This is a genomic window from Bacillus sp. FSL K6-3458, from assembly GCF_038005045.1.
In the GTDB taxonomy this organism is placed as follows: Bacteria; Bacillota; Bacilli; order Bacillales; family Bacillaceae; genus Bacillus; species Bacillus altitudinis.
In genome coordinates this window covers 1,520,960-1,540,654 of record NZ_JBBOSI010000001.1, presented here as the reverse complement: position 1 = coordinate 1,540,654, position 19,695 = coordinate 1,520,960, and the positions used below count along the sequence as shown (strand labels likewise).

Here is a 19,695-nt window from a genome sequence, read left to right as displayed (position 1 = left end):
TCATCTTTTCCGCTTTTCTTCTTCTTTATACAAATTGGACAGGCACCCTTTGCCTCTTTGCCCATATGATAATAACAAAATAAAGAAGGAGGGCGTTTTATTTTGAAAAAGATCAATCCTTACACACTCCCCCCATGGCTTAGACAAATTCGGGCAGTTGCCTCCCAAGTCGTTCTCCCGATTGCCATATTTCAAGGCTTTCGCACGATCATTTTTCCCACAACATTTGACGTCCTCATCTTAGGAATTCTTATATTTCTCGCCTGTGCCTTTCACCTTGATTGGTTTTAAGAGAGCTGAAAGCTGCAGGCTCACTCTTATGTATAGGTCCCCTCGTTAGACATTTCATAGCGCAACAGCAAACAACCTCGTCACTCTTCTGATGACGAGGCATTTTGTTCTTCTTCAAGGCGTCTAGCCTGCTCAATTTCGTGTATTTTCATGACGGTCGGCTCAGAATTTTTCATTTGCCAATACGCCCTTAACAGCTCCTGACAACTTTCCATCTCATCCTGTCCGCCTGCTTCATAGGCTTTCACCGTATCAAACAAACCCTGCGGATAAGCGAGGTAGCTCAAGAACAAATGAATCTCTTCCTCACGAAGTTTATTTCCCTTTTGATACGTATAAAACAAAGATGTGCATTCAGGACAAGGAGTAGGGTAGGTTTTGAATGTGCGATAGTAAAAGGTCAAAAGGTCATAAATGGGGGCAGCCTTTTTGGACCGCTCAAAATTGGTGAAATGTCCTGTACCTACATCATTGTACAAAAAGTGATGGATAGACAATTGCCCATGGTTTAACACAATACGTGTCGTCTCTTGGTCTTTCATTTCCTCATGCCAATCCTCTAAACGTTCAAGTGCAAATTCACTTGCAGACATCGCTTCTGAAAAATACATAGCAGCAGCCAGCTCAAATGGCGACATATACCATGTTTGTTCTGCCCGCTCGATAAATCGTTCATACATGTCTTTCTCTGTTTCCCATTTGCTTTTCATTTGGGTGTAGTGAGCCTCTATTTCCTGCTCAGTAATGTCCATCATGACTTCTGTTCGTTTATGAAGTCTTGCAATCTCTTGAAATAAATATTCATGTTTATCGTCCTGCTCTTCTCTCTTTTCATTGGTTAGCCATGGCATGAGATAATACGTGTACTGGCTTTCTCGATGATTTGAGAAAAAGGAACCGCTCTTCGTGCGATAGATTGGCACAAACGAGCGATAGCCTTTTGATTCTAGTTCAAGCATTTGCTCTGTAAACTGCATGTGTCGATGGGGCTTTACCCGCTTTAGTGCAAATACGCCCTGCTTTGTATACACTCTAACGACAGCTGGACTGACAGGTTCGATATATTCAGCCTCAAGCCCGTATTCGTATAGGACAGATTGGATTTCATCCACGTTCTCTCACCACATTTTCTCGGTCCATCATCTCATACTATGCATTGCTTTTTTGATATTCAGGGATATAAAGAATCTGCCCTTCTTCAAGCTCTGCATCCACCGACAATGAATTCGTTCGAAGGAGCTGCTGCACATTCAACTGATATCGCTCACAAATACGATCGACCGTATCTTCTTGCTGAACTATACATATTTTCATGCGAGAAAAATCTTCCTCCTCCTGCTTAGCGAACAGCTTCGTTAAATAAAGAGAATTCTCACTGCCAGACGCTTCTCTCTGGTCATGTTCAAACTCCTCAGCTTCTTGAGCTGATTCATACACCTTTGGTGCTTCACGTTCATATAATCGTTCGAACTGATAGCTGTCATCCCGCTCTTCCTGCGTCTGTTCCATCTGATAAGTAGGTGATTCAAAGGCTGGATAAGCTGGCGGCGCTTCTTCTTCCTCCTTGCTCTCTGCTTCAGGGTCTTTCCTCACTTCCACCTCAAAGAACGTCTCATCCCGCTCTTCTTCTTCTAAAAGCTTAGGCGGGTCAAAGAATGGCGGCTCTTGTACTTGAGCTTCTGGGAAGGAACGATACCCAAGCGCCACGGCTTCTTCTTCCTCATTTTCCTCTTCTTCTTCTGCTTCTTCCACCATCACCGTCTCGATGTCTATTTCATCCTCTTCTTGTTCAGTTCGCGCTTCATGTTGCAAAGCGGCCTGTTGTTCTGCATTTTCTTCATGCTCTTCACGTGGCAGCATTTCTTGCTCTTCATATTCAGGCTGCGCCTGATATTCATAAGTGACATCGCCATATTCCTCTTCAGCACGATGGACAAATTCATATGGCCCTTCTACAAGTGGTTCAGGCGTTCCTTCATCTAAAAGACCTTCAATGGCCAAATCAGCCTGAATCGTGAGCAAACGGCTTTCTGTCAGCTGGTAATCAAATGCATCAATAAACACAAATACATCATTTAAATGACTAATTTTGTTCTTGGGGATCGTGATATCCACCGGAAATTGATGCAGCAGCTCCGCCGTTCCGTCCTCTCTTACCTTCACCTCATCAGCCTGCCTGTATGATGCATAGGAACTGGATTCACCCATTAGCTCCTCTTGATTTATGTTGTATTCTCCTGTTAGCTCGAGTGAACCTCTAATGGAAACATAATCATTCACTTCTTGAACGAGAATGTCAGGATCGAGAGAAATTGACAGTAGCTCACTGACTTCCTGTCCGTTTTTGAAATAAATGGACTCTTCTACCGAAAACTGTAATCGATTGTTTTGAGACAAGTCGGTGTCCTCCTTTCATCTAATCCATCAAAATAAAATTAGATGTCAATACAGGTGTATGAAGGAGGCGCTGAAAATATGATTGGTTTTATGCAAAGCAAAAAGCCGATATGTCTCCATATCGGCTTTTGGTTACTGAGCTAATTTTTGAAATACCTTTTCAATTGTCTCAATTGTATACTCGATGTCTTCATCCGTATGAGCAGTTGAGAGGAACAGCCCTTCGAATTGTGAAGGTGGAAGGAAGATGCCGTGATCAGCCATTTCCTTGTAGAATTCAGCGAATAAAGCGAGGTCAGCTGTTTTCGCTGTATCGTAATTGACGACTTGTTCGTTTGTAAAGAAGAATCCGATCATGGAACCGGCACGGTTAAATGTTAATGGAATCCCATGTGCTTTCGCCGCTTTTGAAATGCCTTCTTCCAAACGATCTCCTTTGCGTCTAAACTCTTCATAAGACTCAGGTGTCAGCTGTTTTAATGTTTCAAGACCTGCTGTCATCGCAAGCGGGTTACCGGATAACGTTCCTGCTTGATAAATCGGGCCGCTTGGCGCAATTTGTCTCATAATGTCCGCTCTACCGCCATAAGCACCAACTGGCAGGCCGCCTCCGATGACTTTACCAAGACATGTCAGATCAGGCGTAATGCCAAAATAGCCTTGTGCACAATGATAATCCACACGGAAGCCTGTCATGACCTCATCAAAAATGAGTAAAGAGCCATATTCCTCTGTGATGTCTCTCAATCCTTGCAAGAAACCTTCTTGCGGAGGGACAACCCCCATATTTCCTGCAACTGGTTCTACAATGACACCTGCAATGTCGTCTCCAAATTCTTCAAAAGCGACTTTGATGCTTTCTAAATCATTGTATGGAACGGTGATCGTATTGCTTGCTGTACCTTCAGGGACACCAGGGCTATCCGGAAGTCCAAGCGTTGCCACACCCGAACCAGCTTTAATGAGCAAAGAATCACCGTGGCCATGATAACAGCCTTCAAATTTCACAATTTTGTTTCTGCCTGTAAAACCACGTGCTAGACGAAGCGCACTCATCGTCGCCTCTGTTCCAGAGCTGACCATACGAATGACCTCAATAGAAGGAACTCGTTCTGATACAAGCTTAGCTAATTCATTTTCAACTAAAGTAGAAGCACCGAAGCTTGTACCATGTTCAGCTACTCGCTGAATGCTTTCAACTACACGGTCATTCGTATGCCCTAAAATAAGCGGTCCCCATGATAAGACATAATCAATATATTCATTTCCGTCAATATCATATATTTTTGCGCCTTTTCCTCGTTCCATAAAAATCGGGTCTGTATTGACTGATTTAAATGCGCGCACAGGGCTGTTCACACCACCCGGCATTAACTGTTGCGCTTCTTTAAATGCTTGCTTTGACTTTTCATAGCTACGTCCCATTTCAATGTCCTCCTGTCTATCCGTTCTTTATTCTGAGAGCCATTTCGCTGCATCTTTTGCATGATACGTAATGATTAATTCTGCGCCTGCACGTTTCATGCTAGTCAGCATTTCAAGAACAAGCTCTTTTTCAGAAATCCAGCCATTTTGAGCTGCTGCTTTCACCATTGCATACTCTCCGCTCACATTGTACGCAACAACAGGAAGTGTAAATTCATTTTTCACATCACGCATGATATCTAAGTATGAAAGTGACGGCTTCACGATCAGGAAGTCAGCGCCTTCTTCTACATCAGACTGCGCTTCTCTCAGTGCTTCTAAGCGGTTTGCAGGGTCCATTTGATACGTTTTACGATCTCCAAACTGCGGTGTGCTATGCGCCGCATCACGAAACGGACCGTAAAAAGCACTTGCATATTTCACAGCATATGACATCACAGGCACATGAACAAAGCCGGCCTTATCAAGCGCCTCACGAATTGCGATAACAAAGCCATCCATCATGTTTGATGGAGCAATGATATCTGCACCTGCACGAGCCTGACTGACAGCGGTTTTCGCTAAGAGCTGAAGAGATTCATCATTTAAAATTTCTCCATCTTCAACGATTCCGCAATGTCCGTGATCTGTATATTGGCATAAGCAAGTATCAGCAATGACCACAAGCTCTGGGAAATGCTTTTTGATTTCAAGCGTTGCTCTTTGAACAATCCCATGATCGTGATAAGCTTCACTGCCTACATGGTCTTTATGGTCTGGTACCCCAAAAACAATGATAGATTTAATCCCAAGGTCAACAAGCTCCTGGACTTCTTCTTTCACAAGATCAACTGAAATGTGATAGACACCCGGCATTGAAGGGACTTCTTTCCGGACATTCTCTCCCTCTACAAAAAAGATGGGATAAATGAAATCAGAGGGTCTTAAAAATGTTTCTCTCACCAATTCTCTCATTCCTGCGCTTGTACGCAATCTGCGGTGTCTGTTAAATTTCATCATTGGTTCAACTTCCTTTCAGATAAACGGCACATCAAATCAAGCATCCCGTCTATCGTATAAGTATCTGGGGTTTCAGAAGAAATCCCGTATTGAAGCAGTGCCTCTTGTGTAAGAGGACCGATGCTCACAAAACATGTGTCTGATGCAGCTAATCTATCGATATCAGCCTCCATGGCGTGCATAAAAGAATGAACAGTGGAGGAGCTTGTAAATGTAATAAAATCAAATGATTGCTCCATCATTGCCGACTTGAGTGCGATAATTCCGTCCTCATCCTTCACTGTTTCATATATAATCCACTCTTTTACGTCAATGCCAAGCGGAACGAGGGTATTCTTCACCACATCTCGTGACAGGTGGCCTTTTGCTACAAAGACACATTCTTCTGGGTGTACATGTTCAATTAAAGCATCTGCCAGTTCTTCTGCTATAAAACGTTCTGGAACCACATCCACTTTTAAGCCGTGCTGCATCAGATAGGCAGATGTTTTTTCACCTACGGCCGCCACTTTCAAGTGGGATAAGCTTTGATGTAATTGATGCTTCTCTATATAACTGAGAAAAAAAGACGCACCATTTACACTTGTAAACACAAGCCAATGGCTTGCTTCTAAATCTTCTAAAAATGCCTTCGCTTTTTCTTTTGTCAGCGTTGGTTCAAACCTGATAAGAGAGGTTAAAACAGCATGGCCGTTCAGCGCTTCAATTTTCTGCTGAAACGCACCCGCTTGACGTTCATTTCGAGTGACAAGCACCGTCTGTCCGTAAAGCGATTTGGCTATCGTCATTGGGAAGACAGATCCTTTTTCACCTTGTCGATCAAATCCTTTGCTCCCTTATCAGCCATCTGCTTCGCACATGCTGTTCCGATTGTCTCAGGGTCAGTACCTGTTACGGTTTCTCGAATAATCGTATGCCCATCCGCAGATGCCACAAGACCTGTCAATTCAATTTCATCACGCTCATTCATCGTTGCGTAACCAGCGATCGGCACTTGACAGCTTCCATCCATTTGTTGAAGGAAAGCTCTTTCAGCAAGGACCGTTTTCTTTGTATACTCATTTGTGAATTGAGCTAACAGCTGCAATAGCTCTTCGTCATCTCCCCGGCATTCTATCGACAATGCGCCCTGCCCTACAGCAGGAAGGCAAGTATCAGGAGATAAAAATTCCGACACGACTTCTTGACTCCAGCCCATTCTAGACAATCCGGCAGCCGCTAGAATAATCGCATCATATTCTTCATTTTTCAGTTTTTCAAGTCTCGTATCAATGTTTCCACGGATCCATTTAATCTCAAGATCTGGTCTCTCCTGAAGAAGCTGGGCACTGCGCCGTAAGCTGCTCGTTCCCACAACCGCTCCCTTTGGCAGTTCATGAAGACGGAGATGATCCTTTGAAATCAATGCATCCCGCACATCTTCACGCTCAGGAATACAGCCGATGACTAAACCTTCCGGAAGAGAGGCCGGCATATCTTTCATGCTGTGTACCGCCATGTCAATGTCATGGTTCAGCATTGCCTGTTCAATCTCTTTAACAAACAGACCTTTTCCGCCAACCTTTGATAAGGTCACATCTAAAATTTGATCACCCTTTGTCACAATCTCTTTAATTTCAAAAGAATAAGAAGGGTTTAGTTCAGACAACTTTTGAATGACCCATTTTGTTTGTGTAATCGCAAGTTTGCTTCGTCTAGAACCTACTTTAATTGTACGCATTACGTCTTCCTCCCGACAATGCCCTTAAGACTCATCATTATTGAAACCAATGAAAGGTTGATAAGCTACCAAGCAGAAAATAATTGATCATCAGCACAAGAAATGAAGCGACATTCCATCGCGCCACGATTTTGCCCTGCATATTTCTCACCAGTCTAATGTATAAGTAAAAGCCGTATAAAAACAGCATAATAAACGAACCGAGCACCTTTGCATCTGTCCAGTACAACGTATCATACGAAATATATGCCCATATAATGCCAAGAATTAAACTAAGCAAGAGCATCGGCACGCCAATAATATTTAAGACATACGCCATGTGATCAAGCTTTGATAAGTCTTCAATTCTCAAAAGCCATTTTCCCCATTTTTTCTTTTTCAGCAAACGATATTGAAATAGGTAGAGTAGTGAAAAAGCAAATGAAAGTGAAAAAGCACCGTATGATAAAATGGCCATCGTAATATGAATGACGAGCAGCTCACTCGTCAGCTTTCCCGTCAGTTCAGCAGAATGAAGATCGGATGGTGTAAAGGTGTGAATCGCCATCATGGAAAAACCAATCACATTTGTAAAAAAGACAATAAATTCAACGCGTAATACTTTTGTCAAAACAAGTGACAATGTCACAAGCACCCACGTATAAAAATATAACCCCTCTGCTACATTCAACACAGGGAATCGGTCTGTTTCCATCATAATATAAAACATGTAGACTGTTTGCAGCAGCCAGACAATAGAAAGCAACCAGAAAGCCATTTTTCCAGCCTTCCGGTTGTGTTGAAGAAAATCTATGAAATAGAACAAGACACTGAGTGCATAGATCAAGGTCGTCGCTTCACCTAGTCTCGCTACAATGGATTCCATCATCGCCTAATCACTCACTGGCAACTGTAGCAAGGCCTTGTGCCATATTTGTTTTAAACAGCTGAAACGCCCCTTGCTCCACCTGCATCGGCTCTGCCTTTTGCTCTTCATCTTCAACCTGTAAATCAAAGATTTCTTTAAAGAGTAAAAGTTTTTCCTCTGCATTCGGCTCCCCGGCAATTTCTTTGGCCTTTAAGATAGGATCTTTCAGCATTTGATTGATGATGCTTTTCGTATGTTTATTTAACAGCTTCATTTCACGATTTGTGAGGTTTGGAAGCTTTCGTTCGATGCTTTGCATCGTATCCGCTTGAATCGAGAGTGCTTTTTCTCTTAAAGCAGAAATCACAGGAACCACTCCGAGCGTATTAAGCCATTGCTTAAATTCCACAATTTCAGCTTCGATGAGAAGCTCCACCTCTTCAGCTACTGCACGTCGCTCTTTCAGGTTAGCTGCCACAATGCCCTCAAGGTCATCAATGTCATACAAAAAAGCACCTTCTACTTCAGAAATAGCTGGATCTAAATCACGTGGTACTGCAATATCCACCATGAATAGAGGTCTGCCTTTTCTCTGTTTGTTCGCTTTTTCGACCATTTCCTTTGTGATCACAAATTGTTTAGCCCCAGTAGAGCTAATTAAAATATCCGCTTCAGATAAAGTTTTTTCTAATTGATTCAAGCTCTTAGGCTCTCCTGAAAAGCGGCCGGCCAGTTCTTTGGCCTTTTCAAACGTTCGATTGATGACTGTTACCTGGCCAATCCCTTGACCTTGAAGGTTTTGAGCCGCCAGCTCGCCCATTTTACCCGCACCAAGAATAAGGACATGTTTATCAGAAAGACGTCCAAAGATTTTTTTGGCAAGTTCCACTGCCGCATAGCTGACAGATACAGCATTAGACGCAATATCTGTTTCCGCATGAGAGCGCTTCGCAACTGTTACCGCCTGCTTAAACAAATAATTGAAAACGGTACCAATGGTCTTCTCCTCTTGAGCGACTTTAAAGCTTGAGCGCACTTGACCGAGTATTTGTGTTTCACCAATGACCATAGAATCAAGTCCACAGGCAACCCGGAATAAATGCTCAACCGCTCCATCATTTTCATAAAATTTCAAATATGGAGAGACATCTTCTTTTTCTAAACCGAACCAATCTGCTAAAAATCTTTTTATATAAAACCGACCAGTATGAAGCTGATCTACAACTGCGTAGATCTCTGTTCGATTACATGTTGAGATGACGATATTCTCTAGAATGCTTTTTTCTTCTTTAAGCTTGGACATCGCTGTTCCGAGCTCGCTCGGTTCAAAGCTCAGCTGTTCCCGTATCTCAACAGGGGCTGTTTTATAATCTAAACCCACAACAAGAATATGCATAACTTCAGCTTGCACCCCCAACGCCCTGTCTAATTTATAATAATTACAATATAGAATTTATTATTTATAATGATTATAACATATATTCATTTTTAACTGGATAAAAATTGTGAACAGATTTCAAAAATGTTGTGATATAGTAGAAAAATGTTCGACATCGAATGCTATATCATCACTTCAAGCAATTTATCAGATTTGGCGCGTGCGGACAAATGATCTGCTTATAAGAAGGTGACATCTTTGAAGAAGAAATCTATTTTGCTGCCGCTCACTTTGCTGGCTGTAGCACTATATGCCATTCTCTCAGGAGATCAATTTGACATTTGGAAAGATCAGGAGAAATGGTATACACTTGTACTGCTTTTTGGCCTTGCTTTCTTATATCAAGGAAAGAAGGAACAGGAAACCTCTCATGTGTTTATCGGTATGCTCATGACAGGCCTTGCGCTACACTTTATCCTTCAGCCGAAATTAGAACACTGGCCAGATACATTTACGATGATTGTGTTCATCGTCGGCCTCTCACTTTTGATGAAATCATCACAGAAAAAGGAATATCGAATAGAAAGTGTTGTTCTCATTGCACTCGGTCTATTCCTTTATTTCTTTCAACAAATTACGAAGCAACTTAGCACACTTTCGATCCCTACTTCCGGTTTTGAATTGTACTGGCCATATGTATTGATTGCCGTCAGTCTCCTCTTATTATTTTTAAAAAGGAAATAACTTATACAATAAAAAGGCATCTGCTATGTGCAGATGCCTTAGAATGTTGATAAATGGCTAAAATGAACTTGATTTTAGCCATTTGTCTTCTTTTCAGCGTGATAGAAAACCTTTGCAGTCTAGGAAGGACGAGTACTGGCGCGGAGCGAATTTGACATTCGTGAGCACCAGCGCGCAGGACTGACAACGAATGCGAGGGTTTGTCTTCACGCTGAGGCATCTGCTTTGTGCAGATGCCTTTCTTTTAACTGTTAATCTTCGCAAGGATCGCATTCCATGCTTCATCTTTTCCCTTTTTTGTTTCAGAAGAGAAAAGGATTAATTCATCTGATGGGTCGATGTCGAGTGTCTGTTTGACGACTTTCGCATGCTTTTCCCATTTGCCTTTTGGAATTTTATCGGCCTTTGTCGCAATAATGATCACAGGAACTCCATAGTATTTAAGGAATTCATACATGTTCACATCATCTGCGGATGGCTTATGACGCAGATCCACAATTTGGACGACTGCTTTTAACTCTTCACGCATTGTAATATACGTTTCGATCATTCTCCCCCATGCTTCGCGCTCTGTTTTTGATACTTTTGCAAAGCCATAACCTGGGACGTCCACAAAGTGGAGCATATCATTAATAATGTAAAAATTAAGCGTCTGGGTCTTTCCTGGTTTAGAAGACGTACGCGCTAAATTTTTCCGATTAATCAATGAGTTAATGAACGAGGACTTTCCAACATTTGACCGTCCAGCAAGTGCGATCTCAGGCAGTCCCCCGCTCGGGTACTGCTCTGGTTTCACCGCACTAATGACGATATCTGATTTTGTTACTTTCATCTTCCCTCTCCTACTAACGCTTTCTCAAGCACCTCATCTAAATGTGAAACCGGAATAAAAGTTAATCCTTCTCTCACACTTTCAGGAATATCATCAATATCCTTCTCATTGTCCTTTGGAAGAATAATCGTTTTCAGTCCTGCACGATGTGCGCCTAATGCTTTTTCTTTTAATCCGCCAATCGGAAGCACTCTTCCTCTTAACGTAATTTCTCCTGTCATGCCAACCTCTTTTGAAACAGGACGTCCTGTGAGTGCTGATACAAGAGCCGTCGCAATGGTAATACCAGCTGATGGCCCGTCCTTTGGAACCGCACCCTCTGGAACATGGATATGAATATCGTGCTTTTCATTAAATTGAGGATCAATGTTCAGTTCATCTGCTTTTGAACGAACATAACTGAATGCCGCCTGCGCAGATTCTCTCATGACATCACCGAGCTTACCTGTTAGCAAAAGCTTGCCTTTACCCGGTGAGAGTGAGACCTCGATGGACAAGGTGTCTCCGCCAACTGTGGTAAATGCAAGGCCTGTGACAACGCCGATCTGATCTGTCGTTTCCGCCTGACCATAACGGTAAAGTCTTTTTCCGAGGAATTCAGATAAGTTCTTTTCCGTCACTGTGATGCGTTTGCGGTCTTCAGCCACAATTGCTCTTGCCGCTTTTCGGCAAATCGCCGCAAGCTGACGCTCTAATCCGCGGACTCCTGCTTCTCTCGTGTAATAGCGAATCATATCGTAAATCGCTGCTTCACGAAGCTGCAAGTTCCCTTTCTTTAATCCGTGCTCCTTTAGCTGCTTCGGCAGAAGGTGATCTTTCACAATTTCTGCTTTTTCAACTTCCGTATACCCTGCAATCGTGATAATCTCCATTCTATCACGAAGTGGACCTGGAATGGTTGCTAAATTGTTGGCAGTTGCGATAAATAAGACTTGAGACAAATCAAATGTCTCTTCAATATAATGATCGCTAAAGTTATGATTTTGCTCTGGATCTAACACTTCAAGCATCGCAGAAGACGGATCTCCTCTAAAGTCAGAAGACATTTTATCAATTTCATCTAAAAGAAAGACCGGATTCATCGTGCCCGCCTTGCTCATCCCGCGAATGATACGACCAGGCATCGCACCTACATAGGTTCTTCGATGACCACGGATCTCAGATTCATCACGTACACCGCCAAGAGAGATACGGATAAACTTTCGATCGAGTGATTTGGCAATGGATTTAGCAAGTGACGTCTTCCCTACCCCAGGAGGTCCTGCCAAGCAAAGAATCGGTCCCTTTAATGAATTTGTCAGTTTCTGAACAGCAAGATATTCGAGTACCCGCTCTTTTACTTTTTCAAGCCCGTGGTGCTCGTCATCTAAAATTTCGCTTGCAAGCTTTAAATCTAGACGATCTTCTGTATAAGTGCCCCACGGCAGATTGATCAGCCAATCAATATAATTGCGAATGACAGAACTCTCAGCAGAGCTTGAAGGGATTTTTTCATAACGGTTCAGTTCTTTTAAAGCCGTTTCACGAACGGAATCTGGCATGCCGGACTCTTCAATTTTAGCCATAAGCGTACTGACTTCGCCTGTTTTCCCCTCTTTGTCTCCAAGCTCTTTTTGAATAGCTTTCATTTGTTCGCGCAAATAATATTCTTTTTGCGTTCGCTCCATTGAACGTTTGACACGCTGGCCAATTTTCTTTTCAATCTCTAGCACTTCTTTTTCATTGTGAATGAGACTGATGACCCGATTCAACCGTTTTTTGACATCGACTGTTTCCAGCACTTCTTGCTTGTCTTTTAATTTCAAAGGAAGGTGGGAAGCGACGATATCCGCCATTCTTCCAGGTTCTTCAATATCCGTTACCGTTGCATATGTTTCAGCTGAGATTTTTTTTGAAATTTTTATGTACTGATCAAAGTGATCTAACAAAGTGCGCATGAGTGCTTCTGCTTCTGCGTCCTTTAATTCTTCTTCTGTCAACTCTTTAATATCGACTGACGTATAGTCTTCTAGCTCCATGTAGGATTCGATCTGCGCTCGATTTAAGCCTTCGACGAGCACACGGATCGTTCCATTTGGCAGCTTCAGCATTTGTTTAATTTTTGTGTAGGTGCCGACTTTGAAAATTTCCTCTTCACCTGGTTCATCTATTGAAATTTCCCGCTGTGTTGCTAGAAAAATCATATGATCGTTCATCATCGCCTGTTCTAATGCTTGAACAGACTTTTCGCGCCCAACGTCCAAATGCAAGACCATTGTTGGATAAACAAGCAAGCCTCGCAGCGGAAGGAGCGGAACATTCTTTTTGATTTCATCTGCCATGTTGATAGACACCTCCGTCACTAGTATGAATCATTATAATATACCTGTTTCAGTCTTGTACAATGTAAAAGACTTGAGAAATGATGATCTTACCGTAGTATACCCTTTCTTTTTATCTTGAAAAAGAAAAAAAGATCTATTTCACTAAAAAATCCCCATATGAGATGGGGATTAAACAGATTTCCTTTTCATTTCTTCTTCTAGTCCATCTTTCTTCTCATCTGGCGGATTGACCAAACACTGATCCAGCACTTCTTGAAAGTGCTTCACAGGCACAATCGTAACCCCTTCAATCTCTTTTAAGATCGACTGCTGATTGTCATAAGGGATGATCACTGTTTTGACACCCGCTTGTTTGGCTGCCTTGATTTTTGGTATGACACCGCCGATCGGCTTCACCTGACCTTGTAATCCAATCTCACCGGTCATCGCCGTTAAATGATCAATCGGGATTTGATGAATGGCTGAGAAAATGGCTGTGGCCATCGCAATTCCAGCAGATGGCCCATCAATCGGGGCACCAGCCGGAAAATTAATGTGGATATCATATTCATTTGTTCGTATGCCTAAGTTTCGAAGCACGGTTAAGACATTTTCAACTGAGCCCTTCGCCATACTTTTCCGTCTGATCGATTTCGACTGATTGCCGATGCTTTCTTCTTCCGCAATACCAGTAATATTGATACTGCCTTTTTCAAACGCTTTACAAATGTTCACTTCAATTTCAAGCAGAGCCCCGCTATTCGGTCCATACACGGCAAGACCATTTACTACTCCTACCTTTGGCTTTTCCGGTACTTTTTGTTCATATCTTGGTGTCAGCTGGCTTGAATGAATGACCCATTCTACATCGGCAATCGTAATATCCTTTCGGTTTTCAGTGACAGCCATACCTGCGGCAATCTGTACCATGTTGACCGCTTCACGTCCATTTTTCACATAGGATGTTAACAGGTTCAGTCCTTCGTCACTTAATTCCTTCTGTATTTTCTCGACTGCTTTAGCTGCAACAATTTTCAGCTCATGCTGATCCAAATCCTTGAAGAAAATCTCCAAACATCTTGATCGAATAGCCGGCGGAATTTCGTCCGGTGTTCTTGTCGTGGCGCCAATCAGTCGAAAATCAGCGGGCAACCCATTTTGAAAAATATCATGGATGTGATTCGGGATTTGCGTATTTTCTTCACTGTAATAAGCACTATCTAAAAACACTTTTCGATCTTCTAGCACTTTGAGCATTTTGTTCATTTGAATCGGATGCAGTTCTCCAATTTCATCGATAAAGAGAACGCCACCATGAGCATGTGTGACGGCTCCTTGTTTCGGCTGCGGAATGCCTGCCTGTCCCATGGCCCCTGCTCCTTGATAAATGGGATCATGTACGGAACCAATCAAGGGGTCTGCGATGCCTCGTTCATCAAATCTTGCCGTTGTGGCATCAAGCTCAACAAATACTGCATCTTTTTTAAATGGTGAATCAGCGTGACGCTTCGCCTCTTCCATCACTAGACGGGCAGCAGCTGTTTTTCCAACACCAGGCGGCCCGTAGACGATGACATGTTGCGGGTTCGGTCCACACAGGGCAGCTTTAAGTGCACGTATACCGTCTTCCTGCCCTACAATATCTTGAAACCCCTTTGGCCGGACTCTCTCTGATAAAGGTTCACTCAGTTTAATGGATCGCATCTTTCTGAGTGCTTCCATTTCTTTCTTTGATTCTTTATCGATCGTCACCTTTTGTGTGCGCTGATTTTTCAGTAAGTTCCAAAAGTACAACCCGATGACGATACCAAAGAACAGTTGTATGAATAATACGATTCCTGTCCAGCTCAATCGGTGCTCCCTCCTTCATCTATCGTTATGTATTGGTTTCTGTCTGCTAGTATTTCCTAGAGCTGGACGGAATAAACACAACTTCCACGATAAATAAAAAACTCCTGAATCAAAAGATTCAGGAGTCATCAAATGGGCTTATGCTGATGTTTTTGTATCTTTATTCACGACTGTACCGTCTTTTAAGACAAGACGTGGCGGCTCACCATCAGCAACCGTTTCACCAGTAATGACACATTTCTCAATATCATCACGAGATGGAAGATCAAACATCACATCAAGCATGATGCCTTCAATGATGGAGCGAAGACCACGAGCTCCTGTTTTACGCTCAATTGCTTTTTTCGCAATTTCGCTAAGAGCATCTTCTTCAAACTCAAGCTCAACATCATCAAGTTCAAGCATTTTTGTATATTGCTTAACGAGCGCATTTTTAGGCTTCGTCAAGATTTCTACAAGTGCTTTTTCATCTAACGGCTCTAGGCTTGCAATAACCGGAAGACGACCGATGAATTCTGGGATTAAACCGAAGCGAAGTAAGTCTTCTGGCAGAACTTTTGATAGAAGGACTTCTTTTTCAAGATCTTCAATTTTATTTTCCGCACCGAATCCAATGACTTTTTGACCTAGGCGGCGTTTGATGATTTGCTCAATGCCGTCAAAGGCTCCACCACAAATGAAGAGGATATTTGTTGTATCAATTTGAATGAATTCTTGATGAGGATGCTTACGTCCACCTTGAGGCGGTACACTAGCGACTGTTCCTTCAAGAATTTTCAAAAGGGCTTGCTGTACACCTTCCCCAGATACATCACGAGTGATAGAAGGGTTTTCTGATTTTCTTGCTACTTTATCGATCTCATCGATGTAGATAATGCCTTTTTCAGCTTTTTCTACATCATAATCTGCTGCTTGGATCAGCTTTAGTAAAATATTCTCTACGTCTTCCCCAACGTAACCTGCTTCTGTTAAAGACGTCGCATCTGCAATCGCAAATGGAACATTTAAAATACGTGCAAGTGTTTGAGCAAGTAATGTTTTACCGCTTCCTGTAGGTCCAATCATAGAAATGTTACTTTTCGAAAGCTCAACATCATCAATCTTACTGTTGGAATTAATCCGCTTGTAATGGTTATAAACCGCTACAGCTAAGGATTTCTTCGCATTCTCTTGTCCGATGACATATTCATCAAGAATCTCCCGGATTTCATGAGGTTTCGGAACATCCTTGAATTCAACTTCTTCCTCAGTACCGAGCTCTTCTTCAACTATTTCCGTGCAAAGCTCGATACATTCATCACATATATATACGCCAGGTCCTGCGACCAGTTTACGCACTTGATCTTGCGTTTTTCCGCAAAACGAGCATTTTAATTGACCTTTTTCCTCGTTGAATTTAAACATTCTTTCACCCCTTATTCTTCTTCACTTGCCTGTAGCTAACAGTCAGCTACCCTTCTGGGTCCAGTATGTATGCATTTTACCATACTTTCCTAAAAGACGGTAATGATGTGTTTGTAACACTGCACATTGAGATATGTATGACAGAAAGATGCGACTTACACTATCGTTTCCAAAAGAAGCGATGATAAGTCAAAAATTGTACAAAACAAGGCACGAGTCACTCGCGCCCTGTTTTATTATTATGCACCATATTAACGGTTTTCTACAAGAAAATCAATTGCTTTACGAACTTTTAAATCTTCTTTCATTGCTTCAGTAGAACCGATCGCTTGTTTGATATTTTCAACTGGCATGTTGTATGCTTCAGCCATTTTTGAAAGTTCTTCTTCCACTTCTTCATCAGACACTTGTAGGTCTTCTGCAGCAGCAATTGCTTCAAGAGTAAGATTAGATTTTACGCGTTTAGCAGCATCTTCTTTCATTTGCTCTTTTAGCGCATCTTCATCTTGTCCAGAGAACTGGAAGTAAAGCTCAAGGTTCATCCCTTGCATTTGAAGACGTTGTTCGAATTCTTTCATCATGCGGTCTAGCTCAGTGTCAACCATCGCTTGAGGAACGTCAACTTCCGCATTTTCAGAAGCTTTTGCTACTAGCTCTTCACGAAGTTTGCCTTCTGCTTCGTTTTCTTTTGCTTCTTCAAGACGTTTCTTCGTTTTTTCAGTTAATTCAGCAATCGTTTCAACTTCTTCATCAACATCTTTAGCGAACTCATCGTCAAGTGCTGGAAGTTCTTTTGCTTTAATTTCATGAATTTTCACTTTGAATACAGCTGGTTTACCTGCAAGGTCTTCAGCATGATATTCTTCTGGGAATGTCACTTCAACGTCTTTTTCTGCACCTGCTTCAAGACCAACCAATTGCTCTTCGAAACCAGGGATGAATGAACCAGAACCTACTTCAAGAGAGTAGTTCTCAGCTTTTCCGCCTTCGAATGCTTCTCCATCAACGAATCCTTCGAAATCTAGAACAACTGTATCGCCGTTTTCGATTGCGCCTTCTTCTTTGACAACAAGCTCAGCTTGACGGTTTTGCATAGCTTTTAACTCTTCTTGGACATCTTCATCAGATACAGATGTGTCGTCTTTTTCTACGTTAAGACCTTTGTAATCGCCAAGTTTTACTTCTGGCTTCACTGTTACTTTTGCAGTGAAGATTAAGCTTTCGCCTTTTTCGATTTTCTCAACATCGATTTCAGGGCGGTCAACCGGCTCGATACCAGCTTCGTCGATTGCTTTCGGATATTCAACTGGAAGAAGAATATCTAGTGCATCTTGATAAAGAGATTCTACTCCAAAACGCTGCTCGAAAAGACCACGTGGTACTTTCCCTTTACGGAATCCAGGGATTGATACTTGCTTAACTACTTTCTTAAATGCATCATCAAGTGCTTTGTTAAATGTTTCAGCGTCAACTTCTACTGTTAAGACACCTTCGTTACCTTCTTGTTTTTCCCATTTTACTGACATGTGTGTTTCCCTCCAAAAATCTATTCAGATTGTGCGTTGTTACATTCTAAAGCATCATAAAGACTTCGTCCAATCAAAAACCACGCACTCCGCTAAAGAAGCGGTCTTATGTATACAATATTTGACTTGATTATACATAACGTCTTTCAACCGTTGGAATCTTACAACCGCACGATATATGCACAAATACAACCATTATATTATAACATAACAAGTCCGTCTTTCAACTAAATCGACAAATTACAAATAAGAAATTTCTTCAATATCTTTCAGCATTGTACAAGCTTCTCTCAGCTCTCGTTCGTTAAAATCATACAATAAATGCAATTCTTCGAGGTCAATCTCGATTCCATGCATTTCATAGCCGACTTTATGAAGTGCCGCAGCCCAAAGATTCGGATCCGTATATTTAGGAAGAAATGGATATAGCACAAATAAGTGCCGGCGCCATAACTCTTCAACTCCTTGGTAAAGGGTTGGGTTCTCATTGCCGAGTGTGTCATCGAGCTTTCGAAGGACTTGCTGAAGCAGTGGCATTTGCTCTGGCTTGACAGCCTCAGAAGGAACAAGCGTTAAAGAATCACCGAACTTCGTCACATGAACCGGCTTTGCCACATCATGATCTGACAGAAGTTGCAGGATCAATGATTTGACCAAAGGGTTTCCATCAGGCTTTTGTAGGATCGTATTTAATAGACCCATATGCGGCGTGATGTTTCGGTCTTTCAGCGAATGGATGAACTGCACCTGCTCTTCTGGCCGCTCGAGCATTTCATCTATATTGATTTCTCCGCTGCCTTCCTCGTCTTCGTCTAAAATCTCTTCTGGTGATTCAATCATCTTTCTGCTAAATTCAAGCAGCTTATAAAAATGCTCCGCGCTTTCTGCTGGAAGGTGATTTTCTTCAAGGACAGCCTCAATTGTTTGTTTGACTTCCTCGTACTCTTTCAGCTGAATTAAGATGGTCATATATACTTGAAGCACAGTGAAATAGTGGCCATATCCTTCATGTAGCATCTTTTCACAGACTCGCTTTGCATCCTGTAGCTCACCAAGCTCTAGAAAACAAATCGCCATACCGAGATGAATATCGGATTCTTCATCGTCATCATACGATTTCGCTTCTGAAAATAAGTGAAGCGCCTCTTGATACTGTTTATCTTTTAATGCTGCCATTCCTTTTTCAATCAGTCTTTCTTTCAGACCAGGAAACAAAATGACATTATCTTTCTTCTTGTCATGTTTCATGCTTACGTTCCTTTCGGGCGCATATTTTTTATCAGTTTACCAACGAAGGTTAGTAAACACAAGTAACGAGAGGTTTTCATGCAAAAAAGAAGCCGTCACACCACGGGGACGGCTTCTCGTTGTTTATGCACGCAGCCAGCTGCTACGTTTTTCTTCAAATGCTTGAATCTCATCTTCTAGTAACAATGTTAATGAAATCTCATCATAGCCATTCAGGAGCATTTCTCTCCAGTGTGGATCTACATCGAAAGGAGTAACATTCCCTTCATGGTCTTGAATCTGTTGTTTTTCCAGATCAACTGTCATTTCATATCCTTTGTTTTCATATGATGCAGCAAACGTTTTCCACACATCATAATCAAGGCGGATCGGAAGCATCCCGTTTTTAAAACAGTTTTGATGAAAAATATCGGCGAAAGATGGGGCAATGACAATTTTGAAACCATAATCATCAAGCGCCCAAGGCGCATGTTCCCTTGATGACCCACAGCCAAAGTTTTCGCCTGCGATCAAAATAGAGGCTCCTTCATAAATCGGCTGATTAAGCTCAAAATCTGGATTCGGACTGCCATCTGCTAAATATCGCCAGTCAAAAAAGGCAAATCGGCCATATCCTGTTCGTTCGATTCTTTTCAAAAACTGTTTCGGAATGATTTGATCTGTATCTACATTTATACGGTTAAGCACAGCGGCTTTTCCTTTATGAGTGACTAAAGGCTCCATCTATGAC

The 19,695-nt window shown here is 42.1% G+C and carries 17 protein-coding genes; 2 read left to right on the top strand and 15 right to left on the bottom strand.

From position 1 onward, the window contains the following. Positions 1–102 precede the first annotated feature (102 nt). Complete coding sequence (locus MHH23_RS08115) at positions 103–291, top strand: hypothetical protein (RefSeq protein WP_003216497.1); 189 nt, start codon at positions 103–105, stop codon at positions 289–291. An 80-nt stretch (positions 292–371) separates the two neighbouring features. Here the strand turns inward: MHH23_RS08115 and ysxE are convergent, their stop codons facing one another. From ysxE to hemA, 8 genes are all read right to left on the bottom strand, one after another. Further along, positions 372–1,403, bottom strand: coding sequence for a spore coat protein YsxE (gene ysxE / locus MHH23_RS08110; protein ID WP_008342818.1), 1,032 nt, complete (start codon positions 1,401–1,403; stop codon positions 372–374). Positions 1,404–1,440: 37 nt separating this feature from the next. Next, on the bottom strand, positions 1,441–2,688 hold the full coding sequence (locus tag MHH23_RS08105) for a LysM peptidoglycan-binding domain-containing protein (RefSeq protein WP_268430263.1): 1,248 nt from the start codon (positions 2,686–2,688) through the stop codon (positions 1,441–1,443). 132 nt (positions 2,689–2,820) lie between these two features. After that, positions 2,821–4,113 (bottom strand): glutamate-1-semialdehyde 2,1-aminomutase, encoded by a 1,293-nt coding sequence (gene hemL / locus MHH23_RS08100; protein WP_268430262.1) that lies wholly within the window; start codon positions 4,111–4,113, stop codon positions 2,821–2,823. A gap of 27 nt (positions 4,114–4,140) precedes the next feature. Beyond that, positions 4,141–5,112: a porphobilinogen synthase gene (hemB, locus tag MHH23_RS08095; RefSeq protein WP_144667276.1), complete on the bottom strand. Its 972-nt coding sequence runs from the start codon at positions 5,110–5,112 to the stop codon at positions 4,141–4,143. Then, positions 5,109–5,900 carry a uroporphyrinogen-III synthase gene (locus MHH23_RS08090; protein ID WP_008342826.1) on the bottom strand — a complete coding sequence of 264 codons (792 nt, stop codon included), beginning with the start codon at positions 5,898–5,900 and terminating at the stop codon, positions 5,109–5,111. Before MHH23_RS08090 ends, hemB begins: the two co-directional genes overlap by 4 nt. Further along, positions 5,897–6,832, bottom strand: a complete 936-nt coding sequence (gene hemC, locus MHH23_RS08085; RefSeq protein WP_047946283.1) for a hydroxymethylbilane synthase — start codon at positions 6,830–6,832, stop codon at positions 5,897–5,899. Before hemC ends, MHH23_RS08090 begins: the two co-directional genes overlap by 4 nt. Positions 6,833–6,869: 37 nt before the next feature. Then, positions 6,870–7,700, bottom strand: a complete 831-nt coding sequence (locus MHH23_RS08080; RefSeq protein ID WP_007501558.1) for a cytochrome c biogenesis protein — start codon at positions 7,698–7,700, stop codon at positions 6,870–6,872. Between the two features lie 7 nt (positions 7,701–7,707). Next, a complete protein-coding gene (gene hemA / locus MHH23_RS08075) occupies positions 7,708–9,075 on the bottom strand; it encodes a glutamyl-tRNA reductase (RefSeq protein ID WP_024718410.1) in 1,368 nt (455 codons plus the stop codon). A gap of 240 nt (positions 9,076–9,315) precedes the next feature. Here hemA and MHH23_RS08070 point away from each other — a divergent pair, with 240 nt between their 5' ends. Then, the gene (locus tag MHH23_RS08070) at positions 9,316–9,801 is read left to right on the top strand and encodes a hypothetical protein (RefSeq protein WP_100325232.1); all 486 of its coding nucleotides are present in this window, start codon (positions 9,316–9,318) and stop codon (positions 9,799–9,801) included. A 244-nt stretch (positions 9,802–10,045) separates the two neighbouring features. On the opposite strand, the gene yihA is transcribed toward MHH23_RS08070, so the two are convergent. The 7 genes from yihA to leuD form a co-directional block, all read right to left on the bottom strand. Continuing rightward, positions 10,046–10,633, bottom strand: coding sequence for a ribosome biogenesis GTP-binding protein YihA/YsxC (yihA, locus tag MHH23_RS08065; protein WP_007501562.1), 588 nt, complete (start codon positions 10,631–10,633; stop codon positions 10,046–10,048). Further along, positions 10,630–12,954 (bottom strand): endopeptidase La, encoded by a 2,325-nt coding sequence (gene lon / locus MHH23_RS08060; RefSeq protein WP_268430261.1) that lies wholly within the window; start codon positions 12,952–12,954, stop codon positions 10,630–10,632. Before lon ends, yihA begins: the two co-directional genes overlap by 4 nt. Before the next feature lie 171 nt (positions 12,955–13,125). After that, the gene (lonB, locus tag MHH23_RS08055; protein ID WP_268430260.1) at positions 13,126–14,787 is read right to left on the bottom strand and encodes an ATP-dependent protease LonB; all 1,662 of its coding nucleotides are present in this window, start codon (positions 14,785–14,787) and stop codon (positions 13,126–13,128) included. A gap of 138 nt (positions 14,788–14,925) precedes the next feature. After that, the gene (gene clpX, locus MHH23_RS08050) at positions 14,926–16,191 is read right to left on the bottom strand and encodes an ATP-dependent protease ATP-binding subunit ClpX (protein WP_017358145.1); all 1,266 of its coding nucleotides are present in this window, start codon (positions 16,189–16,191) and stop codon (positions 14,926–14,928) included. A 251-nt stretch (positions 16,192–16,442) separates the two neighbouring features. Further along, positions 16,443–17,717: a trigger factor gene (gene tig, locus MHH23_RS08045; protein ID WP_017358146.1), complete on the bottom strand. Its 1,275-nt coding sequence runs from the start codon at positions 17,715–17,717 to the stop codon at positions 16,443–16,445. 240 nt (positions 17,718–17,957) lie between these two features. Then, the gene (ddcA, locus tag MHH23_RS08040) at positions 17,958–18,965 is read right to left on the bottom strand and encodes a DNA damage checkpoint antagonist DdcA (RefSeq protein ID WP_008342841.1); all 1,008 of its coding nucleotides are present in this window, start codon (positions 18,963–18,965) and stop codon (positions 17,958–17,960) included. A 123-nt stretch (positions 18,966–19,088) separates the two neighbouring features. After that, positions 19,089–19,688, bottom strand: a complete 600-nt coding sequence (gene leuD, locus MHH23_RS08035) for a 3-isopropylmalate dehydratase small subunit (RefSeq protein WP_008342843.1) — start codon at positions 19,686–19,688, stop codon at positions 19,089–19,091. Positions 19,689–19,695: the final 7 nt, after the last annotated feature.